Source organism: Methylobacterium dankookense (assembly GCF_902141855.1).
Taxonomy (GTDB): Bacteria; Pseudomonadota; Alphaproteobacteria; order Rhizobiales; family Beijerinckiaceae; genus Methylobacterium; species Methylobacterium dankookense.
Window position 1 is genome coordinate 157,345 of record NZ_CABFVH010000004.1, and the last position, 22,899, is coordinate 180,243.

Below are 22,899 nucleotides of genomic sequence, written 5' to 3' on the forward strand. Positions count from 1 at the left end.
GGGCCTCAGACCGTGACCTGCGTCCCCACCTCCACCACGCGGCCGGTGGGGATCTGGAAGAAGTCCGTGGCGTCGTTGGCGTTCTTGGCCAGCGTGATGAAGATCCGGTCCTGCCAGAGCGGCATGCCGGAATGGGCGGCGGGCCGGATCGAGCGCCGCGACAGGAAGAACGACGTCGCCATGATGTCGAACTTGAAGCCCTGGCGGCGCAGGAGCGTCAGGGTCTTGGGGATGTTCGGCGTCTCCATGAAGCCGAACTTCATCACGACCTTGTAGAAATGCGGCCCGATCGGCTCGATGCGGATCTTGTCGGCCTCGTTCGAGCGCGGCGTGTCGACCGTCTCCACCGTCAGGATGACGTTCTTCTCGTGCAGCACCTTGTTGTGCTTCAGGTTGTGCAGCAGCGCGGCCGGGGCGATCTCGGGGTCGCTCGTCAGGAACACGGCGGTGCCGCGCACGTGGTGCGGCGGGCTCTTCTCCAGCATGCCGACGAGCTCCAGGATCGGCACGTCGGTCTTGCGGGTCTTGTTGAACAGGATCGTGACGCCGCGCACCCAGGTCCACATCAGGATGATCAGGCCGCCCGCCAGGATGAGCGGCACGTAGCCGCCCTCGAAGACCTTGAGCAGGTTCGAGAGCAGGAACAGGAACTCGATCACGATGAAGGGCAGCATCACCGCGGCCGAGGCCAACGGCGACCAGCGCCACATCTTCCACATCACGAGATAGGTCATGCTCGCGGTGAGCAGCATCGTCCCCGTGACGGCGATGCCGTAGGCGGAGGCCAGCGCCGAGGAGGTGCGGAACAGGACCGCCAGAGCCACCACGCCGAGCAGGAGCAGGGTGTTGATCTGCGGCAGGTAGATCTGCCCGGAATGCGATTCCGAGGTGTGGCGGATCTCGAGCCGCGGCAGCAGGCCGAGCTGGATCGCCTGGCGCGAGAGCGAGAAGGCGCCGGTGATCACCGCCTGGCTCGCCGTCACCGTGGCCAGCGTCGCCAGGATCACCATCGGCAGCAGGCCCCATTCGGGCACGAGCTGGTAGAACGGATCCGAGGTGTCGGGCTTCTCCAGGACCAGGGCGGTCTGGCCGAGATAGTTCAGGGCGAGGGCCGGGAAGACGAGCCCGATCCAGGCGATCTGGATGGGTTTCCGCCCGAAATGGCCGAGATCGGCGAAGAGCGCCTCGGCGCCCGTCACGGCCAGGAACACCGCCCCGAGGGCCACCAGCGCGCCGGTGCCGTGGCCGAGCAGGTAATGCACCGCGTACCAGGGGTTCAGCGCGGCGAAGACGCCCGGATTGGCCACGACGTGCGGCAGCGCCGCCGCGGCGAGCGCCAGGAACCACACCACCATCACCGGTCCGAAGAAGGCCGCGACCCGGCTGGTGCCCCGGCTCTGCACCAGGAACAAGGCGACGATGATGCTCACCGTGATCGGCAGCACCGAGTTCTCGAAGGCGGGGGTGACGAGCTTCAGGCCCTCCACCGCCGAGAGCACCGAGATGGCCGGGGTGATGATCGCGTCGCCGTAGAACAGGGCGGCGCCGAGCAGCCCCAGCGTCAGCACGATGCGCGAGCCGCCGAGCGCCTTGCGGGCCAGCGCCATCAGCGAGAGGATGCCGCCCTCGCCGTTGTTGTCCATGCGCAGCAGGATGGCGACGTACTTGACGGTGACGATCAGGAACAGCGCCCAGAGGATCAGCGAGGCGGTGCCCAGCACCTCCTCGACGAGCAGGATGTTGTCCGCCCGGGCCGGGGCGAGCGCCTCGCGGAAGGCGTAGAGCGGGCTGGTGCCGATATCGCCGTAGACGACGCCGACCGAGCCGACCACGAGGCTCCAGAAGCCGGCATGGGGATGGCTCTCGCCGTCGAGGGCGCCGGCGGGCGTCGTCAGCGCCTCGGACGGGCCGGTAGCGGCTTGCGCGGCGGCGGTGCCGGGTACGGCGCTTTGGCTTGCGGATTCGCTCATCGGATCTGATCGAGGCTCAGGCCTGCCCGGCGCGTCGTTCGGCACGATGGGAATGCGCGAAGGATGCGACGGTTACGCGAAAAGCTTGCCGGTGCGCGCGCGGCCCCGGCCGCGCGGGAAACCGCGACCCGCTAGCTAACACGCCTGGGGGCAGTGGAAAACAGCGCCCGCCCACCCCCGGCCGCGGACGAGACCGCGGTCAACAGGCGGGTCGGGCCGGGAGGGCGGCCTACTCGGCCGCGTTGCGGGCGCCCTGGCCGAAGCGGCGCTCGATATAGTCGACGACGATGGTCTCGAAGTCCTTGGCGAGGTTGGCGCCGCGCAGCGTCATCGCCTTCTTGCCGTCGATGAAGACGGGCGCGCTCGGGCTCTCGCCGGTGCCGGGCAGGGAGATGCCGATATCGGCGTGCTTCGATTCGCCCGGCCCGTTCACGATGCAGCCCATCACCGCGACGTTGAGCCCCTCGACGCCCGGATAGGTCTTCTTCCATTCCGGCATGGAGGTGACGATCCAGTTCTGGATGTCGCGGGCGAGTTCCTGGAACGTGGTCGAGGTGGTGCGCCCGCAGCCGGGGCAGGCCGCCACCAGCGGCACGAAGGTGCGGAAGCCCATGGTCTGCAGGAGTTCCTGCGCGACCTTCACCTCCACCGTGCGGTCGCCGCCGGGCTCGGGGGTCAGCGAGTAGCGGATCGTATCGCCGATGCCCTCCTGCAGGAGCACGCCGATCGCGGCCGAGGCCGCCACGATGCCCTTCGAGCCCATGCCCGCCTCGGTGAGGCCGAGATGGATCGCGTAGTCCGAGCGGCGCGCCACCTCGCGGTAGACGGCGATCAGGTCCTGCACCGCCGAGACCTTGGCCGACAGGATGATGCGGTCCTTCGGCAGGCCGAGGTCCTCGGCGCGCTGCGCGGAGGAGAGGGCCGACTGCACCATCGCCTCGCGCATGACCGCGCGCGCGTCGATCGGGCGGGCCGACTTGGCGTTCTCGTCCATCAGGTGGGTGAGCAGCTCGCCGTCGAGGGAGCCCCAGTTGGCGCCGATGCGCACGGTCTTCCCGTAGCGGATCGCCTGCTCGATGATGGTGGAGAACTGGGTGTCCTTCTTCTCCTTGAAGCCCACATTGCCCGGGTTGATCCGGTACTTGGCCAGCGCCTCGGCGCAGGCCGGGTGGTCGGAGAGGAGCTTGTGGCCGATGTAGTGGAAGTCGCCCACCAGCGGCACGTGCACGCCGATCCGGTCGAGGCGCTCGCGGATCTTCGGCACGGCGGCGGCCGCCTCGTCGCGGTCGACGGTGATGCGGACGAGCTCCGAGCCGGCGCGGGCGAGCTGCGAGACCTGCGCCACCGTGGCGTCGATGTCGGCGGTGTCGGTGTTCGTCATCGACTGGACGACGATCGGCGCGCCGCCGCCGACGGTGATCGCGCCCTCGCCGGTGCCGACCTTCACGCCCGCGGTGCGGTGACGGGGGGCGGGACCTGCGATCTCGGGGCCTGTGCCGGCGAGCGGGTTCGCGGGGCGGCTATCGGCTTCCATGGCTTCCATCGGGGACCTTCGCTCGAGGCCTCGGGCGCGTTCGGGCTTCTGAACTTGCCGCCCGCGGCCGTCGCGTCTGTCTTCGCTACGATCTTTGGTACGAATCGTACCCTCATAAAACCGTACGTGTGTACGCACGGAGACGTTTAGCTGCGGTTGACGGGCCGCAACGTCAAGCCGGGCACGGGCACAGACGGGTCTAGGGTACGGGGCGTACTGACGATTCTCGCGCGTCTCATAGTCCCATCCGGGCGCGCCTGTCGAGTTCGCACCGCATCGCAGCGGATCATCGGCGCCAGGGCGGGATCCCGCGGCCGTCTCCGTCGTTCTCGGGGCGCGCGCATCGCAGGTGCGCGGATGCGCGGCGGCGGCGTGCGCCGCCTCACGGCACGCGCATTGCTGCGATGCAACAGTTGCGACCGCGGTGCAGCAATCCCAGTTCGAGGACATGATGAGCGAGCATCCCCACGGCGCCGAGCCGGAGAATCCCGCCACCGCGGTGCCGAGCACGGCGCTGGCACCCCCCGTCGGCGACAACCCCGCGACCCATCCGCCGCGCCACGTCCTGGCCGGCCCGCGGGCCGAGAAGAACGTCGCACTGGCCCTCCAGGGCGGAGGGGCGCACGGCGCCTTCACCTGGGGCGTCCTCGACTACCTGATCGAGGACGGGCGCCTCGGCTTCGAGGCCCTGACCGGGGCGAGCGCGGGCGCCATGAACGGCGTGGTCATGCTCGACGGCTGGCTGAAGGGCGGTCCGGACGGCGCCCGCGAGGGGCTGGAGCGGTTCTGGCGCGAGGTCAGCCTCGACAGCGACCTCGGGCCCGCCTCGCGCAGCCTGTTCAACACGGTCCTCGGCCTGTGGAAGGGCAACCCCGTCGCCGAGTTCTGGCTGAAGGCCCTGACGCCGAGCCCCTACGTCTCGAACCCGCTCAACATCAACCCGCTGCGCAAGGCGCTGGCCGCGCAGATCGACTTCGAGCGCCTGCGCGCGGCCGACACCGCCGGCATCTACGTCTCGGCCACCAATGTCTGGACGGGAAAGCTCGCGGTGTTCGAGCGCGAGCGCCTGACCGTGGACCACCTGATGGCCTCGGCCTGCCTGCCGACCGTGTTCCAGGCGGTGGAGATCGACGGCGTGCCCTACTGGGACGGCGGCTATCTCGGCAATCCGCCGCTCTACCCCCTCCACCGCGGGGCGGAGACCCGCGACATCGTGCTCGTACAGATCAACCCCGTGGAGCGGCGCGAGACGCCTCGCACCGAGCGCGAGATCCAGGACCGGCTCAACGAGATCACCTTCAACGCCAACCTGATGCGGGAATTGCGCGCCATCGATTTCCTCGACGGGCTGATCGAGGAGGGCGTGCTCGGCCAGGGCCAGTACCGGCGCGTGCTCGTCCACCGCATCGACGGCACCGACGCGCTCGAGGATTACAACGCCGCCTCGAAGCTCGACGCCCGCTGGCGGGTGTTCCAGCGCCTGCGCGACAAGGGCCGCCGGGCGGCCGAGGCCTGGCTCGGCGAGCATTACGACGCGATCGGCCGCGATTGCAGCCTCGACCTCGAATCGGCCTACCAATAGGCCGGACCCCGGGTGCTGCGGCCGATCCGGGCCCTGGCGGCCGTGCGCTGCCGCACCTCGGGCCCGGATCGGCCGCCGGGCTCGGGATTACCGGGCGGTGGACCGCCGTTCACGGCTATAGGAGATCAGACTCAAGGGTAGGGCATGGGCCCCGACAAGATGAGCCGACTCGACATCGTCGACCTGCTGGTGCCGCTGCGGCGCTACGCACGCTCGCTCACCCGCGACACCTTGCGGGCGGACGATCTCGTGCACGACACGCTGGTGCGCGCCCTCGAATCGCAGGGCTCGCTGCGGCCCAACACCAACCTGCGCACCTGGATGATGACGGTGCTGCACAACGTCTTCATCGACGACCAGCGCCGCAAGCAGGTGGAGGCCCGCCACGCCGACGTGCTGGTGCAGATGAACGAGGAGTTCGCGCCTCCGGCCCAGGAGGGCCAAGTGCGCCTCGCCCAGATCCGGCAGGCCTTCCTCACCCTGCCCGAGGAGCAGCGCGCCGCACTGCATCTCGTCACCATCGAGGGGATGGCCTATGCCGACGCCGCCGCGGTGCTCGGCATCCCCATCGGAACGCTGATGTCGCGCCTCGGCCGCGGCCGTGCCGCCCTGCGGGCCTTCGAGGACGGGTCGCGGACGGCCGACAAGGACGAGAAGGGCGCGGAACGCGAGGCGTCCGCCCGCACTCCGCTGCGTCTCGTCACCCGCGACGGGGTGGACCAGCGGGACGCGACGCCCGATCCATTCTCGCGGCGGGCGCTGCGCGGGTGGTAGGACGTCACCGGCCGGCCAACGGACTATTCGGACGACAGGACTTCGCGCGATGATCGACCCGGTCACAGACAGCGACCTCACCGCCTTCGTCGACGGCCAGCTCGACGTGATGCGCCGCCTCGAGGTCGAGGCGCATCTGGCGCAGCACCCCGACACCGCCGCCCGCGTGATGGCGGAGATGCACGACCGCGACGCCCTGCGCGAGGCCTTCGCGCGCTCCCCCGGTCCCGGCCCGGAGCGCAACCGCATGGCCGCCCGCCGGCTCGACCGGTCGCTGCGCTGGCGCAGCGTCGGCGCCCGGCTGAAGCGGGCCGCGGCGATCGCGGTGCTGGTCGGCGCCGGCTGGCTCGCCCATGACGAGGTCGGCCGCTTCGGCATCCCCGGCACCTACGCGGCGACCGTCGACCCCACGCTGATCGAGGACGCCCAGCAGGCGCGCCAGGTGGCGCTGCTGCGGGCCGGCATCGCCTCCCAGCGCGGCGGCATCACCTACGACCGCGCCGCGATCGAGACGGCCACCGGCATCCGGCTGCCGGTCCTGCCCGACACCTGGACCGTGAGCGACGTGCAGGTCTTCCCCTCGCGCCACGGCACCGGCATCGAGATCACCGCGCAGGCGGCCGATCTCGGCGAGGTCTCGCTCTTCGCGACGCACCGGCGCGGCAACGGCCCGGCCAACGAGATCGCGGGTGCGGGCGACGGCACGACCGTGACCTGGAACGGCGCGCATTGCGCCTACGCCCTCAGCGGCAGCCGCGACGAGGAGACCCTGCGCCGCGCCGCCGGCAGGCTCGCCGCCTCGACTTTGTGATCTGATCTCCACTTGATCCGCCCGCCATGAGCGGGCCTCTCCTCCCCCTTGCGGGGAGGAGCCGGAGGTGGGGGTGGTGCCGGACGACGCTCGGCGCCCCATCCTGAACCACCCCCACCCCGAACCCCTCCCCGCAAGGGGGAGGGGACAGGCGCGCGGTCCAAGACACCGACCCAATCGATCGGCAGGATACGATCGCGTCTACCGCCCGCGCTGCGGCTCCAGGGCGCTGATCTCGATCACGAATTTCTGCCGCAGGGCGCGGGCGAAGTCGCCGTAGCCCCGCGCCGCGAGCAGGAAGGCGCCGGGCCCGCCGATGACGTGGGCGCGGTACCAGCGGTCGAGGCTGGTCTCCTGGCCCTGGCCGGGCCCGACCGGCTTCAGGCCGTAGCCCGGGGCGCGGAAGGCGCCGGCCCCCACCACGTCGTTCTCGCCCGGCACCAGGATCGGCAGGCCGTTGATGGTGGCGCCGGCCGCGAGCAGCGCCTCGCGCTCGGCGTCGAGGGCGGAGGCCTCGGTGCAGTTGTCGATGCCGTCGCCCGACACGTCGACCACCATCCGGTCGACCGGCACCGGCAGGGCCGGCAGCACGCTCGCGGTGACGCTGCGCATCATCTGCCCGATGCAGGTGAACTCGCCGCCCTGGCGCGGCAGGGCGCGGACCTGCGCCGCGGTCGCCGCCGCATCGGCCCGGCTGCGCACGCGCCGCCAGCCGAGGGTCAGCCGGGCCTGGTCGGCCCAGGTCACCATCGCGAACAGGATGCCGCCGGGATTGCCGGCGATCGCCCCCACGACGCCCGGATCCTCCAGGGCCTCGGCGATGCCCTCCATCTGCAGGCGGAAGCGGGCGTCGTCGACCGATTGCGAGACGTCCACGGCGACGACGAGGGCCATCGCCGCGCTCTCCTCGGCGGCATGCGCCGGCTGTCCCGCGGCGAGCGCCAGGGCGAGGGCGGCGCCCATGCCCGCACGGCGCCCGCGCCGGCCGATGCCGTCTGTCATGCTGTCGACGCTCCCCCTCCGCCGGGTCTGCACGCCCGGACGATCCTCAGCGGGTTAGAGCATGTGAGGGGAGAGGGAAATCCGGTCTTTCGACCGGGGCCGTCGGGGGATCGCGGCGGGGCCGCGGAGGCGAGGGGCGGGCAGAAAGCTCGCCCCGGGACGGACCTTGCCGGGACGGCGCGGCGCGGTCTCGTCCGTGATGCCGTGAGGGCCGGTCCGGTGTCAGGCGCTCACGGAGAGCGCGTGCTCGTTGCCGTTCAGGCCGGCGCAGAGATCGTCGATCTCGGTGAGGTCCAGCGCTTCGCCGGTATGGCTGGCGATGGCGTCGATGAGATGGTCCTGGCGCGGGTCGAAGGGGTGCCCCTGCATCCGGTAGAACTGGTAGTAGCGAAGGGCGGCCAGGAGGGTATCGCGCTCGCGGGCTGTTACGGTGAAGTTCTGCATGGGTTGTCTCTTCCCCCTGTGGCTTCAACGAACGCCTGGGCGCGACCGCGACGACTCGCCCAAGCTCAACCTTTGTAACCGGATAGACATAATCGCACCATGTCTTGACAGTGGGATGCTGGCTGATTCGGGCTGAAAAAGCGTATCGTGCACAAGCAAGAGGCACGTACCTGGCAGGAAATGCCAATATAAATAAAGTGCGTAGCAATATACTCCCAATAGATCCGCGCCGCCCGTCCTTGGATCATGGGAGTGATGTTCCGGTATACCGGCACGACCGATTGCGCCGCGCGTGTCGACGCGGCGGATCTCCTGTTCTGGCTGATTGATCGGAGATTAGAGCCCGAGCTCAGTGAGATAGCCCGGCACGATCGTGCTCGCCGGGCCGTAGCGGGCCTCGTCGAAGGCTCCCGCATTGTCCGAGGGTTCGAGGTTCAGTTCGCAGGTCCGGATTCCGAGCGCCCGGGCCTCGCGCACATAGCCGGCCGCCGGGTAGACCGCGCCCGAGGTGCCGATGGCGACGAAGAGGTCGGATTCGGCGAGGGCGGCGTCGATCCGGTCGAGATGCTTCGGCATCTCGCCGAACCAGACCACGTCCGGCCGCAGGGCCGCCGCCCCGCAATGCGGGCAGGGATCGTCGGGCAGGATGTCCGCCCGCCGCTCGGAGACCGTGCCGCAGGCGGTGCAGCGCGCCTTGAGCAGCTCGCCGTGCATGTGCACGACGGCCGCCGAGCCCGCCCGCTCGTGCAGGTCGTCGACGTTCTGGGTGCAGAGGAACAGGCGCCCGCCGCGGGCCGCGAGAGCCGCCTCGGCGCGGGCGAGGGCCGCATGGGCGGCGTTCGGCGCGGCTTTGCGCACGCCGCGGCGGCGGTGGTTGTAGAAGTCCAGCACCGTGTCGGGGTCCTCGGCGAAGGCTTCGGGCGTGGCGAGTTTCATGGGATCGAAGCGCGCCCACAGGCCGCCGCGATCGCGAAAGGTCCCGAGCCCGCTCTCGGCGGAGATGCCGGCTCCGGTGAGGATGAAGATCTGGCGTGGCTGGCTTGCCATGGGCCGGATCTATAGCGTCGCCGAGGGCTGGCGAGGGTCGCGCCGCCCGCTTCCGGACGCGGCCCGGCAGGCGTGGCACGAATGCCACGGAGTGCGGGATCCACAGGATAAGAGCAGATGCGCTTCCTCGGTCGCCTCTTCGTCGCGGCGCTCGCCCTGCTCCTGGCGATCCCGGCGGGTGGGTTCGTGCTCGGCCTCGCGGTGTTCCTCGATCCGGTGGCGGGCGCCTGGATCAGCGCCGGGGCGCAGGCCGGGCTCGACCTCGCCCTGTCGGACCTCTCGGCCGGGCTGCCGCCGGAGGGGCTCGCGCTGCTCGTCGCGGGCCTCGCCCGGGCGCTGTTCTGGCTGCTCGTGGTGCCGCCCGTGCTCACGGCGCTGATCGGCGGGACGCTCGGCCTGCGCAGCCTCGCCTGGTACGGCGGCGGCTGCGGGCTGCTCACCGCGCTGCTGCCCTGGCTCGGCCGCGGCGCCGCCCGTGTCGGGCAGGCGCCCGCCGCGGAGGCGCGGCTCACCGCGCTGCTCTTCCTCGCCGGTGCCGCGGCCGGCCTCGTCTACTGGCTGGCGGCGGGGCGCCACGGAGAGCCGCGCCCGGCGCGCTGAGCGAGGGACATTGCGCCGCTCCCCTGCTATCCGTGACCGGCCGGTCCAGAGAACGGGATCCCAAAGGGATCATCCCTTTGGCGGGGTGCCGGGGCAGAGCCCTGGTGTCTTTCCCGGGCTCTGCCCGCACCCGCGAGAGGGATGATCCCTCTCGACGCCCGGACCCAGCGAAGGAGAGCACGCCGTGAGCGAGATGCCGAGCCGGGAGGCGATCCGCACCCTCTACGGCGAGCCCACCATGCGCTCGCAGGCCAAGGAGCGCGACCGGCTCGACGCCCATGCCCAGGCCTTCATCGCGCGCTCGCCCTTCCTGGTGATCGCCTCGGCGGACGGGGAGGGGCGCTGCGACGCCACCCCCCGCGGCGACGCGCCGGGCTTCGTGGCGGTGCCGGATGCGGGCACGCTGCTGATCCCGGACCGGCCCGGCAACCGCCGGGTCGACACGATGATGAACCTCTCGGAGAATCCCCGCCTCGGGCTGCTGTTCTTCGTGCCGGGCCTGCAGGAGACGCTACGCGTCAACGGGCGCGCCGCCCTCGTCACCGACGCGGCAGATCTGGCCCCGCTCTCCGCCCACGGCAAGCTGCCCTGCGCGGCCCTGCGGATCGCCGTGGAGGAGGTCTATTTCCACTGCGGCAAGGCGCTGATCCGCTCGGACCTCTGGGCCCAGGGCGCGGGCCCGCGGCCGGACTTCCCGAGCCTCGGGCGCATCCTGTCCGACCAGATCGGCCTCGACCGCGAGGAGACGGAGCGCTCCGTCGCCGAGGGCTACCGCGACCGGCTCTACTGAACTCAGGCGGTCGGCGTGAGGCGGCCGTAATAATCGTCCACGCGGCCGCCGTAGCGGGGATCGGCGAAGGCGTCCTCCTCGGGGCCGTGGCTCGGCGCGCCCTCGAGCACGCCCGGATCGATGTCGACCACGTAGCCGCCGAGCTCGGTGCTGTAGGTCAGCGCCCGCCAGGGCAGGGGGTGGTGGTTCTCGCCGAGCCCGAGGAATCCGCCGAAGGCCAGCACCGCGTAGGCGACCTGGCCCGAGACCTTGTCGACCATGAAATTGTGCACCGAGCCGAGATGCCGGCCGCTGCGGTCGTAGACGTCGGTGCCCTCGACCTTGTTGGAGGCGATCAGGCGCGGGGTCTCGTCGATGGCCACGCCCTCGCCCGTGGGATCGAGCTCCATCGATCCGGACTTGCGGATGCTGCGCTCGGTGGGCAGGTCGGTCGGCATGGGGGCTCCCGCGAAGATGCGCGCCGCGGCCTCGGCCGAGGGGCGCCGATAACGGGGGTTAGCGCGCGGGCGGGGCGGGCGGTTCCGTGCCGCGGCCCGGATGGCCGTCAGACGAGGCCGGAGCCCTGGCCGGAAGCGGCAGGGGCGGCCTCGGCGCTGACGCCGATTCCGAGGCCCAGGACGAGGCCTGCGGCCAGGAGGAGAGCGAGGGCGAGCGCGGACACGAGCATGCGCGCGAGGCTCCGCCCGCACGCCTTAAGGGATGGTTTCCACGGCCAAGCGGTCCACAGGTTGTGCTCCGAGAGGCGCCCGAAGGCGCCTGCCCTGTGGATGAGAACGGGGATCCGACGAAATTCCCCTTGGAACGGGTGCCTCACCGCTTAGTTGATGCTGCTATGCTGCCTTCGCTGCGACGTAGGCTCGTTCGCGCGCCGCAGCGAGAACCGGAGGAATTCCATGGCGACGAAGACGACGGACAAGGCCGCGCCCAAGGCGGCGAAGGCCAAGGCACCCGCGGCCACCACGGCCGCCGCCCCGAAGGCGACCAAGGCTGCTGGCGCCACCAAGCCGAACGCCCTGCAGCAACCGCTCAAGCCCTCGGCCGAGCTCGGCGCCATCGTCGGCACCAGCCCGCTGCCGCGCGGCGAGGTGGTGAGCAAGGTGTGGGACTACATCAAGAAGCACAACCTCCAGAACCCCGAGAACAAGCGCGAGATCGTCGCCGACGACAAGCTGAAGAAGGTCTTCGGCAAGGACAAGTGCAGCATGTTCGAGATGAACAAGCATCTCGCCGCGCACCTCAAGGCCTGATCCCCTCCGGCAGCATCGGCCAGACCGCGTCGGGACGGACGTTCGGGTCCGTTCCGCGCGTCGTCAGGCGATGCTCGTGAGGACGCCCCCGTCGACGCGCAGAGCCGCGCCGCTCGTCGCGCTCGCCGCCGGGCTGCACAGATAGGCCTCCATGCTGGCCACTTCCTCGACGGTCGCGAGGCGACCGATCAGCGAGGTCGGCCTGTGCTCGGCGATGAACTGCCGCCCGAGCGTGTCGAGGTCGGCATCGCCCTCGACCCCCGCCATCTGCTTCAGGAAGTCGGACACGCCCTCGGACAGGGTCGGGCCGGGCAGCACGCTGTTCACGGTCACGCCCGTGCCGGCCACCGTCTGGGCGAGGCCGCGCGAGACCGCGAGCTGCGCGGTCTTGGTCATGCCGTAATGGACCATCTCGTTGGGGATGTTCAGGGCGGATTCGCTGGCGATGAAGATCACCCGGCCCCAGCCCCGCTCCGTCATGCCCGGCGCGTAGGCCCGCGACAGGCGCACGCCGCTCATCACGTTCACCTCGAAGAAGCGCTGCCAGTCGGCGTCCGGGATCTCGAAGAACGGCTTCGGCTCGAAGATCCCGGTATTGTTGATCAGGATGTCCACCACCGGCACGGCCGAGACCAGGGCGCCGACGCCCGCCGCCGTGGCCACGTCGCCCACCGCCGCGAAGGGGCTGCCCGCGCCCGTCCGCCCGGCGATCTCGCTGCGGAGCCGCGCCAGGGCGGATTCGACCCGCTCGGCGGTACGCCCGTTCACGCCGACATCGGCGCCGAGTTCGGTGAGCGCGCGGGCGATGCCGTAGCCGATGCCGCCGGTGGAGCCGGTGACGAGGGCGCGCCGGCCGCTGAGGTTCAGGTCCATGGGCTCGCGAATCCGTGCAGGGTCGGGATCCGGGACAACGCGCCGGAGCGTGGCCGGTGGCATGCGCCGGACGCTGGCCCGCTCAGCGCAGGGGTGTGCGGCGCAGGACGCTGGTGACGATCCCGGTCAGCGCCAGCATCACCGCGCACCACAGGGAGATGTGGACGGCGAAGCCCGCGCCCTGCCCGCGCGTCAGCCCGAAGATCACCGCCACCAGGGCGGCGCCGAGGGACTGGCCGGTGAGGCGGGCGGTGGATTGCATGCCGCTCGCGCCGCCGCTGCGCTCGCGCGGGGCGGCGGTGATGATGACCCGGTTGTTCGGCGACTGGAACAGCCCGAAGCCGAGGCCGCAGAGCACGAGGCGCCACGCGATGTCGAGGGCGTGCGGCTCGGGCGGCAGCAGGGCGACCGCGGCGAGCCCCGCCGCCATCAGCCCGAGCCCGATGCCGCCGAGGAGCCCCGGCGGGTAGCGGTCGGCGAGGCGCCCGGAGAGCGGCGCCATCAGGGCGATGGCGATCGGCCAGGGGGTCAGCAGGAAGCCGGCCTCGGTGCCGGAGCGGTGCAGCACGTCCTGAAAGTAGAAGGGCAGGGCGATGTAGGCGATGAGCTGCGCCGAGAAGGCCAGGATCGAGGAGGCCATCGAGAGGGCGAAGGCCGGGATCCGCAGGAGATCGACGGGCAGGAGGGGCGCGACGAGCCGCATCTGCCGCCGCACGAAGACGCTGCCGACGATGAGGGCGCAGGCGAGGATGGCGAGCGCCTCGCCGCGCCGCTCCGTCTCGCCGAGCTTGTCGATGCCCACGATCATCAGGCCGAAGGTGAGCGCGTTGAGCACGGCGCTCAGGCTGTCGAAGCGCGCGCCGCTGCGGGGCGTGACCGGCAGGGTGCGCGAGGCGACGGCCAGCGCCGCGAGGCCGACCGGCACGTTGACCAGGAACAGCCAGGGCCAGTCGGCGAAGGAGAGGATGGCGGCGGCGACCGTCGGGCCCGCCGCCGAGGCCATGGCCACCATGAGGGCGACGTTGCCGACGCCGCGGCCGATCATCCGGTGGGGATAGATGAAGCGCACGAGCGCGATGTTCACGCTCATCACCCCCGCCGCCCCGAGCCCCTGCGCGATCCGCGCCGCGACGAGGGCGGGGAGGCTCGGCGCGAGGGCGCAGGCGAGCGAGGCCGCCACGAACACGGCGAGCCCCGCGAGATAGACCCGGCGGTAGCCGAGGATGTCGCCCAGCGAGGCCAGCGGCAGCAGCGCCGCGGTCACCGCGATCTGGTAGGCGTTGACCACGAAGATCGCCGCATCCGGCTGCACGGCGAGGTCGCGCGCCATCACGGGCAGCGCCACGTTGACGATGGCGCCGTCGAGCACGGCCATGGTCATGGCCAGCGCGATCGCGAGCATCGCGAGCATGCGCTCGCGCACGGGCAGCCCGTCCTGCACGCGCGTCTCGGGTCCGGCCGCCTCGGCCATGGTCGTGCCTGTTCCTTCCGCGGTGACGCGATGGGCCATCTCACCGCACGCGCCCGCCGTCGAGGCGTGCGATGTGCCCTATGTCACGCCGCGTGCAGCGCGGCCGGTCCAAGCGGCGCCGGCCCCCGCGAAGACGGAGCCTCCCGTGCGCCATGTCCTGACGATCCCCGCCCTCGGCCTTTCCCTCGGCCTCGCCCTCCTCGCGGGCACGGCGCCGCCGGCCGCCGCCCAGACGGCCGAGCCCCTCGGCATCGCGCTCGAGGGCTTCGCCTATCCCTATCCCGTCTCGTACCTGCCGCTCACCCGCGACGGCGAGGCGCAGCGGCTCGCCTATATGGACGTGGCGCCGCAGGGCAGCCCGAACGGGCGCACGGTGGTCCTCCTGCACGGCCGCAACTTCCCGTCGAGCTACTGGGCCCCGGTGATCGCGGCGCTCTCCGGCGCCGGCTACCGGGTGGTGGCCCCGGACCAGCTCGGCTTCGGCAAGTCCTCGAAGCCGGTCGGGCCCTTCACCTTCGACCGCATGGCCGCCGACACCGTGGCGCTCCTCGACGCCCTGTCGCTCCGCCGCGTCGACGTGGTGGCGCATTCGATGGGCGGGATGCTTGCCGTGCGGCTCGCCCGCAACGCGCCGGACCGGGTGAACAGCCTGCTCCTGGAGGCGCCGATCGGCCTGGAGGATTACCGCTTCAGCGTGCCGCCGGTGCCCGATGCCGAACTGCTGAAGCGCGAGGGCGCGCTCACCGCGGAGGCCTACCGCAAGCAGCTGATGACGAGCTACGCGCTCTCGCTGCCCGAATCGGCGATCGAGCCCTTCGTGGAGATCCGCGAGCGGGTGAAGGGCTCGGGGGAATATCCGCGCTGGCTGCAATCCTTCGTGAATTCCTACCAGGCGATCTGGGGCCAGCCGGTGGTGCACGAGATCCCGCTGATCCAGGCCCCGACCCTGTTCGTGATGGGCGGCAACGACCACAACGCCCCCGGCAAGCCCTTCGCCCCGCCGGAGCTCGCCGCGACCATGGGCCGGAACGCCGAGCACGCGCGCACGCTCGCCACCCGCATGCCGAACGGGCGGGCCGAGATCTTCGAAGGGGTCGGCCATCTCGTCCACATGGAGGCGACCGACCGCTTCAACGCCCGGATGCTCGATTTCCTCGACGGGCATTGAGCCGCCGGGCAGGTCCCTGAACGGCTCCCCCGAACGACGATGGCCCGGCACGCGAGGCGCGCCGGGCCATTTTTCAAGGATGGGACAGTCAGGCGACGATCAGAACCGCCAGGTGAAGTTGCCCTTCACGGCATGGTCCTCGATCCGGTCGCCGATCTGGCCGGTATAGGCGACGCCGAGGGTGGCGTTCGGAGCCACGCGCAGATCGAGGCCGGCCTGCGCGACCAGGGCGTCCCGGGCGATCGGGATGCCGGCGGTCAGGAAGGTCGGGCCGTTGCCGAAGGACAGGAGCGCCGCCGGCACCACGTCGCCGAAGGCGCGGCGATAGCCGACGAGGCCGTGGGCCGAGACCGGCGCGCCGAGGCCGAGCTCCAGGCCCGTCTGGGCGCGCAGGCCCGCCGTGACCGCGCCCACGTCGTAGTCGCGGGCGAAGCTCGTCAGCGCGGCGATGCCGCCGGCCTCGACGAAGCGGTCGCGCCCGATCGAGACGTAGGAGCCGCCCACGAACGGCTCGATATAGGTCGCCGCCGCCTGGGCCGGACGCGCGCCGTCCTTCGCGACGAGCGCGGCCGGACCCGCCTGGCCGAGGAAGAACCGGTAGCCCAGCTCGCCGAAGCCCTGGATGGTCGAGCCGCCGGTGCGGGCGGTGGCGTTGTCCGAGAAGCCGGCGAACACCACCGAGCGGCGGGTGCGGATGCTGTTGTCGGCGTAGATCGCGCCGAGCCGCAGCGAGACCGGGCCGATCTCGTAGCCGCCATAGACGCCGCCATAGCCGCTCTCGATCGTGGCCGATTGCAGCCGGCCCGTCGTGTCGAGGCTGGCCGAGGTGTAGCCGCCGACGAGGCCGAGCTTCAGCCCGCTCTCGAGCCGCAGGTCGGCGCCGAGCGCGAAGCCCGAGATCTGGCGGCTGAGGCCGGCCGCGTTGCCGTCCGAGCGCGCATCGCCGAAGCTGCCGAAGCCCTGGCCCCACAGGCCGAACACCGTCGGGTCGAGGATTCGGGCCGGCATCGCCACCACGGGGGCGGCGCGACCGGGCAGGTCGGCGGTGTAGGTGGCGGGCAGGGTGCCGTAGTTCAGGCCGTCGGCCGTGCCCGGGGTGGTGCCCCAGCGCAGCCGGTCGAGCACCGCCTCGCGCACGAAGAAGGCGGTGGCGTAGGCGGTGGAGACGGTGCTGGCATGCATGTCGCCCGAGAGCGCCTGGAAGGCGCCCTGCGCCTCGCCGGCCGTGAGGCCGACGGTGCGCTGGAACTGGGCGGTGGCGGGGCCGCCGGCCTGGATCGCGTCGGCCACCGAGGCCTGGTTGCGGTTCCGGGCGACGCTGGAGAACGCGATGTCGTTGCGCGTCAGGTTCAGGTCGACCTCGGTGGGGGTGTAGGTCAGGCTCGGGTCGAGGAAGGCGAAGTTCGCGGTCACGCCTGCGAACTGGCCGGTGACGCCGCCGGCGGCGGTGAGGATGGCGTAGCGGTTGCGCGGGGCGTAGGCGCCCTGGGCGGCGGTGACCTGCACCGTGCCGCCGGAGAGCGTGGCGCTGCCGCCGGCCGCGATCCGGTCGGACTGGCCGGCCGCGTTGGCGTCGACCTGGAAGGCCGAGCCCTGCGCGAAGGCGACGTTGCCCGAGACGGTCAGCGTGCCGATGCCGCCCATCCCGGCGCCCGGCGCCACCGCGCCGCCGCCGTTCACGACGAGGCCGCCCACCGTGCCGGTGCCCGCGAGCACGCCGGTGGCGCCGACGGCGACGGGGGCCGTGATCTGGTCGAGCGGGTCGAGGGTGAGCGTGCCGGTGACGTTCCCGAGATAGCCCGCCGCCGCGTAGAGGTCGATGCGGCTCCAGTAGCTCAGCGGGGTGCCGTAGAACGCCGCGAGCGCGTTGGTTTCGGTGTTCACGACGATCTGGTTGATCGTGCTGGTCTGCAGGGTGCCGTAGAGGCCGCCGTTCGGCGCGAGGGTGCGCGCGGCCTGCGTGCTGCCGCCGTAGATCGAGGCGAGCAGGATCGAGGCGTCGGGCCCGTTGGCGGGCGCCGCCTCGCGCGGGGCCTGGGCGAAGGTCAGGGTCGGCAGGCCGTAGGTCAGGCGGCTCTGGTAGAGCGCCTGGTTCGCGTCCGAGGGCAGGTAGGGGTTGCCCGCGGTGTTGGCCGCGCCCGTCGAGCAGGCCGCGACGGTGTTGCCGCACTGGGCCGAGAGATAGGCCTGCAGCTCGCCCTGCGCCCGCGTGAACAGGCCCGGCAGGTTGAGCGCCGTGCCGGTGGTCGCGGCGTTGTTGATGTAGGCCGGGTTGGTGAAGGCCTGCGCGAGGTCGTAGGCGCTGAAGGCGCGCGAGGCGATGATGTCGAGCGGGTAGTGCACGCCCAGCACGATGCGGCTGTTGCCGTACTCGGCGCCGCGGGCCAGCATGCTCTGGTACTGGGTCGGCACCAGCATGGCGAGCAGGATGCTGTCCGTGAACGCGTACTGCGTGTGGCCGCTCGGGAAGGACGCGTTGGTGGTCAGGCCGTTCAGCGCGGTCGGGTCGAAGATGGTGTAGCTGGTCGGCGCCACTTGGATCGGGCGCGACGAGCCGTACACGTTCTGGCCGGCCTGCGTGTTCGTGACGCCGTAGGCGAGGTCGTAGACGCTGTTGGCGGTGTTGGGCAGGCCGTTGAAGGTCGGCAGCGTGAAGCCGGCCGGGGCGACGGCCGGGACTGCCACGTAGCCCGCGGGCCGCGTGCTCGGGTTGGTCGCGGCGCCGTTGGCGAAGTAGTTCTTCGCGACGCCGAGATCGCTGCTCATCACCGAATAGGCGCTGTTCAGCAGGCTGAAGGTCCCGGCGAGCGGGCCGGTCGTCGCGGTGCTGCTGCGGATGCCGGTCTGGTAGATCGCGCCGAGCTGGGTGCCCAGGCCGCCCACCGGCTGGAGCGGGTTCAGCGTGCCCGGCTGGCCGGGATTGCTCTGGATCGCCTGGAGCGGCAGGCCGCCCGCGAGGTTGTCGCCCGGGCCGAGATTGACCACCGTGCCGTTCACGAGGGTGATCGAGCCGAGGAAGGGCGTGCTGCCCGGCAGGGCCTTGTCGCTGATCGCGAGCTGCCGCTGCGCGGTCGTCGCGCCCTGGTTCTGCGCGATGGCCTGCGACAGGTTGAGCTGGAGCGTCTGCCGGCCCACCGGCGTGCTGTTCAGCGCCAGGTAGGGTGACAGCAGGTTCAGAACGTTGACGTTGGCCGGCGTCGTGTTGACGGCCTGGGCCCAGGCACTGCCGGGCGCGCAGGCGGCCGCGGCGAGCGCCGCGACGGATACCCCGTGCTTGAACTTCATCTCGATTCCCCTCGCCCTGTTCGGCGAGGTGCTGAATAGCCAAGTCGCACGGACGACGACCTGTCATAATCCAGTCATAATCTTCAAAGCTCATGGCTGTGCTTTCGGGGCAACGAGATTTGGTTTTAGTTAGCTAAATACGGAAACGTTCCGAAGAGAGCCGGGCGATCTGCTTCCGCCCGGGCCACGTGGCGGCGCCTAACCGTTCTCGATGTCGGATGTGTCGTGCCAAGACGTCACGAGCGCGTGATCGACCTCGAGAATGCGTGAGGCCGTAGACGCAGCGCCGCAGGATGAAGTCGGGGAACGGACTATCGGTCAGGCAGATCGGGCTGCGCCAGCGTCCTGGCTCCCGGTCGTCCCATGACTGCGACCGACCGCTTCAACGCCCAGAGGCTCGATTTCCTGGACGGGCACTGAGCGAGGGCACGACTCACATCGTGCGCATCGTCTCGGATCGATCAGCCGAGGCGACCCCGCAGGCCGGCTCGCCGCCTGCCATCGGCGCATGCATGTCGAGCGCTTGGGCGCCCGCGCCATCGTAGGCGTCGTACAATGCGGTGAGGATAAGCCGCGCCGGGATGTCGAGATCGGGTGGCATGCCGAGATCGACGGTACGCTGGAAATTTCTCTTCGGATCGGGCTGCGAGAAGCCGAGCCGATGCAGGGCCGAGACGGCATCCGGTCTCAGGTGGCGACGGATGCCTGCATCGTCCCGGTCGCGATAGACTCCCGACGAGGCTTCGCAGAGCATCGTCCGGTCTTCGTCGGTGAAGATGCATTGCACGTAGCTCTGCGGGTCGCCGCGGATCGCGACGACGAGGAACCGGTTTCTGGAGGTGTCGTGCGGGCCACGCTGGTGGATGCGCGTCAGGCGCGTGCGCACGGCGCAGAGATGATCGGTGACAAACTGGTCCCGGGTGGTCGGGGCCGCCTCGGCGGCCTGAGCGAAGAGAAGAGCGAGGACCGCCGCGACGGACGGCCTTCGCCGGCATGTCACCGCGTGCCGTCCCGCCGCAGCAGGAACACGCCCTGCGCCCCGATCAGGTTCCAGAACCACCAGGGCATCGAGAAGCGCATGGGGCGGCCGCTGGCGTCGAGGGCGGCGGCCGTTTCGATCTTGGCGCCGACGATCCGGCACAGGCCGACGAAGTCGCGGATCGTGCAATGGTGGATGTTGGGCGTCTCGTACCAGGCTTCCGGCAGGATCTCGGTCATCGGCATGCGCCCGCGGAAGGCGAGCTCGGCCCGCACCCGCCAATGCCCGAAATTCGGGAAGGAGATGATCACCTGCCGGCCGATGCGCAGCAGGTGCTCCAGCACGATCTTCGGGTTGCGCGTCGCCTGGATGGTCTGGGACAGCACCACCACGTCGAAGGCGTCGTCGGGGTAGTTGGCGAGGTCGGTGTCGGCGTCGCCCTGGATCACCGGCAGGCCGCGGGCGAGGCAGGCGTTCACGCCCTCGCGGGACAGCTCGATGCCGCGCCCGTCGACGCCGCGCCGGTCGCGCAGGAGCGCCAGCAGGGTGCCGTCGCCGCAGCCGATGTCGAGCACGCGCGCCCCCGGCGGGACGAGGCCGAGCACGACGAGATGGTCGACGCGGGTGGTGCCCCCCTCGGCATCGGCGCGCGGCAGCGCCTCGGTCGCCTGCCAGGGCGCGATGTCGGTCTTCTGCGCGCCGCTCACAAGCCGCGGGCCCGGGCGGCGGCGTCGATGAAGCCGCGGGCGGCCGAGAACATCGCCGGCTCGTCGAGCAGGAAGGCGTCGTGGCCCTTGTCGCTCTCCACCTCGACGAAGGCGACGGGCGCGGCGGCCGCGTTGAGCGCGTGCACGATCGCCCGCGAATCGGAGGTCGGGAACAGCCAGTCCGAGGTGAAGGAGATCACGCAGAACCGGGTCTTCGAGTCGCGGAAGGCGTTGGCGAGCACGCCGCCATGGTCGGCGGCGAGGTCGAAATAGTCCATCGCCCGGGTGAGGTAGAGATAGGCGTTCGCGTCGAAGCGCTCGACGAAGCTCAGGCCCTGGTGGCGCAGGTAGCTCTCGATCTGGAAGTCGGCGTTGAACGAGAAGGTCGGCGCGCTGCGGCCCTGGAAGCGCCGGCCGAACTTCCGGTGCAGGGCCGGCTCCGACAGGTAGGTGATGTGCGCGCCCATGCGCGCGACGCCGAGGCCCTTGGCCGGGCGCGTGCCGGCTTCCAGGTAGCGCCCCTCCGCCCAGGCCGGGTCGGCCATGATCGCCTGCCGGCCGACCTCGTGGAAGGCGATGTTCTGCGCGGAGTGCCGGGCCCCCGTGGCGATCGGCATCGCCGCGAAGACCCGCTCCGGGAAGAGCGCGGCCCATTGCAGCACCTGCATGCCGCCCATCGAGCCGCCGATGCAGAGGAACAGGTCCTCGATGCCGAGATGCTCGATCAGCATCGCCTGGGCCCGGACCATGTCGCGGATGGTGACGAGGGGGAAGTCGAGCCCGTAGGGCCGCCCCGTTGCCGGGTCGAGGGAGGCCGGACCGGTCGAGCCCATGCAGGAGCCGATCACGTTCGAGCAGATCACGAAGTAGCGGTCCGTGTCGACGGGCTTGCCGGGGCCGACGAGGCTCTCCCACCAGCCGGGCTTGCCGGTGACCGGGTGGCGGTGGGCGAAGTACTGGTCGCCGGTCAGCGCGTGGCAGATCAGCACCGCGTTCGAGCGGTCCGCGTTCAGCGTGCCCGCGGTCTGGTAGGCGACTTGGAACGGGCTGAGGTCGACGCCCGAATCCATCGCGAGCGGCCGGTCGGCGCCGAAGCGGGCGACCGGGCTCTGCGGCTCCAGCGCCTGGCTGAGCTCGAGGCTCGGGCGCATCCCGCGGCCGGGCTCCACGGGGGGAGCCGGGCGGAGGGCGGTGTCGGGGGCGTTGTCCATGACCGTTCGCGTGCGGGCGCGCTGCCGGATGAGGCGCGGGGCTCCGAGAGGCGCGCCGTGCGTGATCGCCCGAGGTAGTATGCGGGGCCCGCAGCGTCAACGAAACCTGGGAGGCGGCCACCGTTCAGAGGCGGCCCTCGTGTCCGCCCGCACCTGCTCGGCCCGCTGGCCCTCGGGCCTGCGGGATCGTAAACACGGGGCCAGCCGTCCCGGCCGAACACGCGACCCCCGATGCGCTTTTCCAGCAAGGCTTCACCCAAAGCTTCCCCGCGCGAGGATCTCGCGACGCTCCGCGCCGAGATCGACCGGATCGACGCCGAGATGCATGCCCTGCTGATCCAGCGCGGCACGATCATCGACCGGCTGATCGCCGTGAAGGGCACCACCGCCTCAGGCTCGGCCTTCCGCCCGGGCCGGGAGGCAGCGATGATGCGGCGCGTGGCCGAGCGCCATCGCGGCCTCCTGCCCCTCGACACCGTGGAGGGGATCTGGCGCGTCATCATCGCCACCTTCACCTACGTGCAGGCGCCGTTCTCGGTGCATGCCGACATCTCGGGCGGCGACCCGGCGATGCGGGATTCCGCCCGCTTCCATTTCGGCTTCACCGTGCCCTACCGCCCGCACCCGACCTGCGCGGCGGTGATCGAGGCGGTGGCCACGTCGCGCGGCGACCTGGGCATCTTCCGCTTCGAGCCGAAGGCGGCCAACGGCGAGGCGCGCCCGCCCAAGGGCGAGGCGTGGTGGGAGGGGCTGATCGGCGAGGGCCGGCCCAAGGTGATCGCCCGGCTCCCCTTCATCGAGCGCCCGACCCATCCGGCCGGCACGCCCGTCTTCGTGGTGGCCAAGCCCCTGGAGGACCCCACGGCCGCGCAGCGCGACTGGGTGCTCTATGCCGCCCGCACCGAGACCTGGACCTTGGAGGCGGAGCGCGCCCTGCAGGATCTCTACGGCGAGGTGGTGGGCCGGGCGAAGCAGAAGGGCGAGGCGGAGCGCCTGCTCATCGCAGTGCCCGGCGGCGTCGGCCCGCGCCAGCTCCGCGAGGCCCTCGACCGGGCCGGCGTCGCGGTCTCCGCCCTCGACGAGACCGGCAGCCACGCCGCCCGCTTCCGGGTGTGAGATAGCGTGTGAGGCGGGACGCTCAGGGCGGCTCGACGCTGCACGCGACCCGGCTCGCCCGCGGCCAGCCGTAATAGGTCGCGCTCCCCTCCGCACGGCCCGCCGGCACCGCGCCCGCGACCCGTTCGAGCACCGCGCCCGCGCCGTCGAGGAAGGCGCAGGCGAAGGCCACCGGCCCCGCGCGGCCCGGCCCGTCCCCGCGCAGGGTCACGACGGCCCGCTGCGGCTCGTGCGAATCCGAGGGCTGGACGAGGCGGCCCTCGACGGCGACCGGCCCGGCCCGGGCGG

Annotated in this window: 22 protein-coding genes; 8 read left to right on the forward strand and 14 right to left on the reverse strand. The window is 71.4% G+C overall.

Translation table 11 applies throughout. From position 1 onward, the window contains the following. Positions 1-5: 5 nt before the first annotated feature. Both MTDSW087_RS05455 and ispG read right to left on the reverse strand, forming a co-directional pair. Positions 6-1,970: a potassium transporter Kup gene (locus MTDSW087_RS05455; RefSeq protein ID WP_144761198.1), complete on the reverse strand. Its 1,965-nt coding sequence runs from the start codon at positions 1,968-1,970 to the stop codon at positions 6-8. A gap of 229 nt (positions 1,971-2,199) precedes the next feature. Next, the gene (gene ispG, locus MTDSW087_RS05460; RefSeq protein ID WP_144761201.1) at positions 2,200-3,513 is read right to left on the reverse strand and encodes a flavodoxin-dependent (E)-4-hydroxy-3-methylbut-2-enyl-diphosphate synthase; all 1,314 of its coding nucleotides are present in this window, start codon (positions 3,511-3,513) and stop codon (positions 2,200-2,202) included. A gap of 442 nt (positions 3,514-3,955) precedes the next feature. Between ispG and MTDSW087_RS05465 the strand changes: the two genes are divergently transcribed. The 3 genes from MTDSW087_RS05465 to MTDSW087_RS05475 all read left to right on the forward strand — a co-directional run bounded on the left by MTDSW087_RS05465 (position 3,956) and on the right by MTDSW087_RS05475 (position 6,671). Then, positions 3,956-5,086 carry a patatin-like phospholipase family protein gene (locus MTDSW087_RS05465; RefSeq protein WP_144761204.1) on the forward strand — a complete coding sequence of 377 codons (1,131 nt, stop codon included), beginning with the start codon at positions 3,956-3,958 and terminating at the stop codon, positions 5,084-5,086. Positions 5,087-5,230: 144 nt separating this feature from the next. Further along, on the forward strand, positions 5,231-5,860 hold the full coding sequence (locus MTDSW087_RS05470; RefSeq protein ID WP_210248269.1) for a sigma-70 family RNA polymerase sigma factor: 630 nt from the start codon (positions 5,231-5,233) through the stop codon (positions 5,858-5,860). Between the two features lie 49 nt (positions 5,861-5,909). Beyond that, positions 5,910-6,671 carry an anti-sigma factor family protein gene (locus MTDSW087_RS05475; RefSeq protein ID WP_144761210.1) on the forward strand — a complete coding sequence of 254 codons (762 nt, stop codon included), beginning with the start codon at positions 5,910-5,912 and terminating at the stop codon, positions 6,669-6,671. Positions 6,672-6,872: 201 nt separating this feature from the next. Here MTDSW087_RS05475 and MTDSW087_RS05480 read toward each other — a convergent pair whose 3' ends face one another. The 3 genes from MTDSW087_RS05480 to MTDSW087_RS05490 form a co-directional block, all read right to left on the reverse strand. After that, positions 6,873-7,673 (reverse strand): DUF1194 domain-containing protein, encoded by an 801-nt coding sequence (locus MTDSW087_RS05480; RefSeq protein WP_144761213.1) that lies wholly within the window; start codon positions 7,671-7,673, stop codon positions 6,873-6,875. A gap of 222 nt (positions 7,674-7,895) precedes the next feature. Next, on the reverse strand, positions 7,896-8,117 hold the full coding sequence (locus tag MTDSW087_RS05485; protein WP_144761216.1) for a hypothetical protein: 222 nt from the start codon (positions 8,115-8,117) through the stop codon (positions 7,896-7,898). 336 nt (positions 8,118-8,453) lie between these two features. Continuing rightward, on the reverse strand, positions 8,454-9,164 hold the full coding sequence (locus MTDSW087_RS05490; RefSeq protein WP_144761219.1) for a Sir2 family NAD-dependent protein deacetylase: 711 nt from the start codon (positions 9,162-9,164) through the stop codon (positions 8,454-8,456). A gap of 117 nt (positions 9,165-9,281) precedes the next feature. Here MTDSW087_RS05490 and MTDSW087_RS05495 point away from each other — a divergent pair, with 117 nt between their 5' ends. After that, positions 9,282-9,764, forward strand: coding sequence for a hypothetical protein (locus MTDSW087_RS05495; protein ID WP_144761222.1), 483 nt, complete (start codon positions 9,282-9,284; stop codon positions 9,762-9,764). Between the two features lie 193 nt (positions 9,765-9,957). Then, the gene (locus MTDSW087_RS05500; protein ID WP_144761430.1) at positions 9,958-10,554 is read left to right on the forward strand and encodes an MSMEG_1061 family FMN-dependent PPOX-type flavoprotein; all 597 of its coding nucleotides are present in this window, start codon (positions 9,958-9,960) and stop codon (positions 10,552-10,554) included. A 2-nt stretch (positions 10,555-10,556) separates the two neighbouring features. On the opposite strand, the gene MTDSW087_RS05505 is transcribed toward MTDSW087_RS05500, so the two are convergent. Both MTDSW087_RS05505 and MTDSW087_RS31190 read right to left on the reverse strand, forming a co-directional pair. Beyond that, entirely contained in the window at positions 10,557-10,991 is a 435-nt protein-coding gene (locus MTDSW087_RS05505) for a PRC-barrel domain-containing protein (protein WP_144761227.1), read from the reverse strand. A gap of 107 nt (positions 10,992-11,098) precedes the next feature. Next, complete coding sequence (locus tag MTDSW087_RS31190) at positions 11,099-11,221, reverse strand: hypothetical protein (RefSeq protein WP_280525253.1); 123 nt, start codon at positions 11,219-11,221, stop codon at positions 11,099-11,101. A 226-nt stretch (positions 11,222-11,447) separates the two neighbouring features. On the opposite strand from MTDSW087_RS31190, the gene MTDSW087_RS05510 reads away from it, so the two are divergent. Beyond that, on the forward strand, positions 11,448-11,801 hold the full coding sequence (locus tag MTDSW087_RS05510; RefSeq protein WP_144761229.1) for an SWIB/MDM2 domain-containing protein: 354 nt from the start codon (positions 11,448-11,450) through the stop codon (positions 11,799-11,801). A 63-nt stretch (positions 11,802-11,864) separates the two neighbouring features. Here MTDSW087_RS05510 and MTDSW087_RS05515 read toward each other — a convergent pair whose 3' ends face one another. Next, complete coding sequence (locus MTDSW087_RS05515) at positions 11,865-12,674, reverse strand: SDR family NAD(P)-dependent oxidoreductase (RefSeq protein WP_144761232.1); 810 nt, start codon at positions 12,672-12,674, stop codon at positions 11,865-11,867. Positions 12,675-12,756: 82 nt separating this feature from the next. Continuing rightward, on the reverse strand, positions 12,757-14,145 hold the full coding sequence (locus MTDSW087_RS05520) for an MFS transporter (RefSeq protein WP_238178898.1): 1,389 nt from the start codon (positions 14,143-14,145) through the stop codon (positions 12,757-12,759). Between the two features lie 145 nt (positions 14,146-14,290). Here MTDSW087_RS05520 and MTDSW087_RS05525 point away from each other — a divergent pair, with 145 nt between their 5' ends. Next, the gene (locus tag MTDSW087_RS05525) at positions 14,291-15,313 is read left to right on the forward strand and encodes an alpha/beta fold hydrolase (protein WP_144761235.1); all 1,023 of its coding nucleotides are present in this window, start codon (positions 14,291-14,293) and stop codon (positions 15,311-15,313) included. Between the two features lie 99 nt (positions 15,314-15,412). On the opposite strand, the gene MTDSW087_RS05530 is transcribed toward MTDSW087_RS05525, so the two are convergent. The 4 genes from MTDSW087_RS05530 to metX form a co-directional block, all read right to left on the reverse strand. After that, on the reverse strand, positions 15,413-18,598 hold the full coding sequence (locus tag MTDSW087_RS05530; RefSeq protein ID WP_144761238.1) for an autotransporter family protein: 3,186 nt from the start codon (positions 18,596-18,598) through the stop codon (positions 15,413-15,415). Positions 18,599-19,031: 433 nt separating this feature from the next. After that, a complete protein-coding gene (locus tag MTDSW087_RS05535) occupies positions 19,032-19,484 on the reverse strand; it encodes a TY-Chap domain-containing protein (protein WP_144761241.1) in 453 nt (150 codons plus the stop codon). Between the two features lie 110 nt (positions 19,485-19,594). Then, a complete protein-coding gene (metW, locus tag MTDSW087_RS05540) occupies positions 19,595-20,284 on the reverse strand; it encodes a methionine biosynthesis protein MetW (protein ID WP_144761244.1) in 690 nt (229 codons plus the stop codon). Next, positions 20,281-21,495 carry a homoserine O-acetyltransferase MetX gene (gene metX / locus MTDSW087_RS05545; RefSeq protein WP_144761247.1) on the reverse strand — a complete coding sequence of 405 codons (1,215 nt, stop codon included), beginning with the start codon at positions 21,493-21,495 and terminating at the stop codon, positions 20,281-20,283. Before metX ends, metW begins: the two co-directional genes overlap by 4 nt. A 231-nt stretch (positions 21,496-21,726) precedes the next feature. Between metX and MTDSW087_RS05550 the strand changes: the two genes are divergently transcribed. After that, entirely contained in the window at positions 21,727-22,611 is an 885-nt protein-coding gene (locus MTDSW087_RS05550) for a chorismate mutase (protein WP_144761249.1), read from the forward strand. A 22-nt stretch (positions 22,612-22,633) separates the two neighbouring features. On the opposite strand, the gene MTDSW087_RS05555 is transcribed toward MTDSW087_RS05550, so the two are convergent. Then, positions 22,634-22,822 carry a hypothetical protein gene (locus tag MTDSW087_RS05555; protein ID WP_144761252.1) on the reverse strand — a complete coding sequence of 63 codons (189 nt, stop codon included), beginning with the start codon at positions 22,820-22,822 and terminating at the stop codon, positions 22,634-22,636. Between the last annotated feature and the right edge of the window lie 77 nt (positions 22,823-22,899).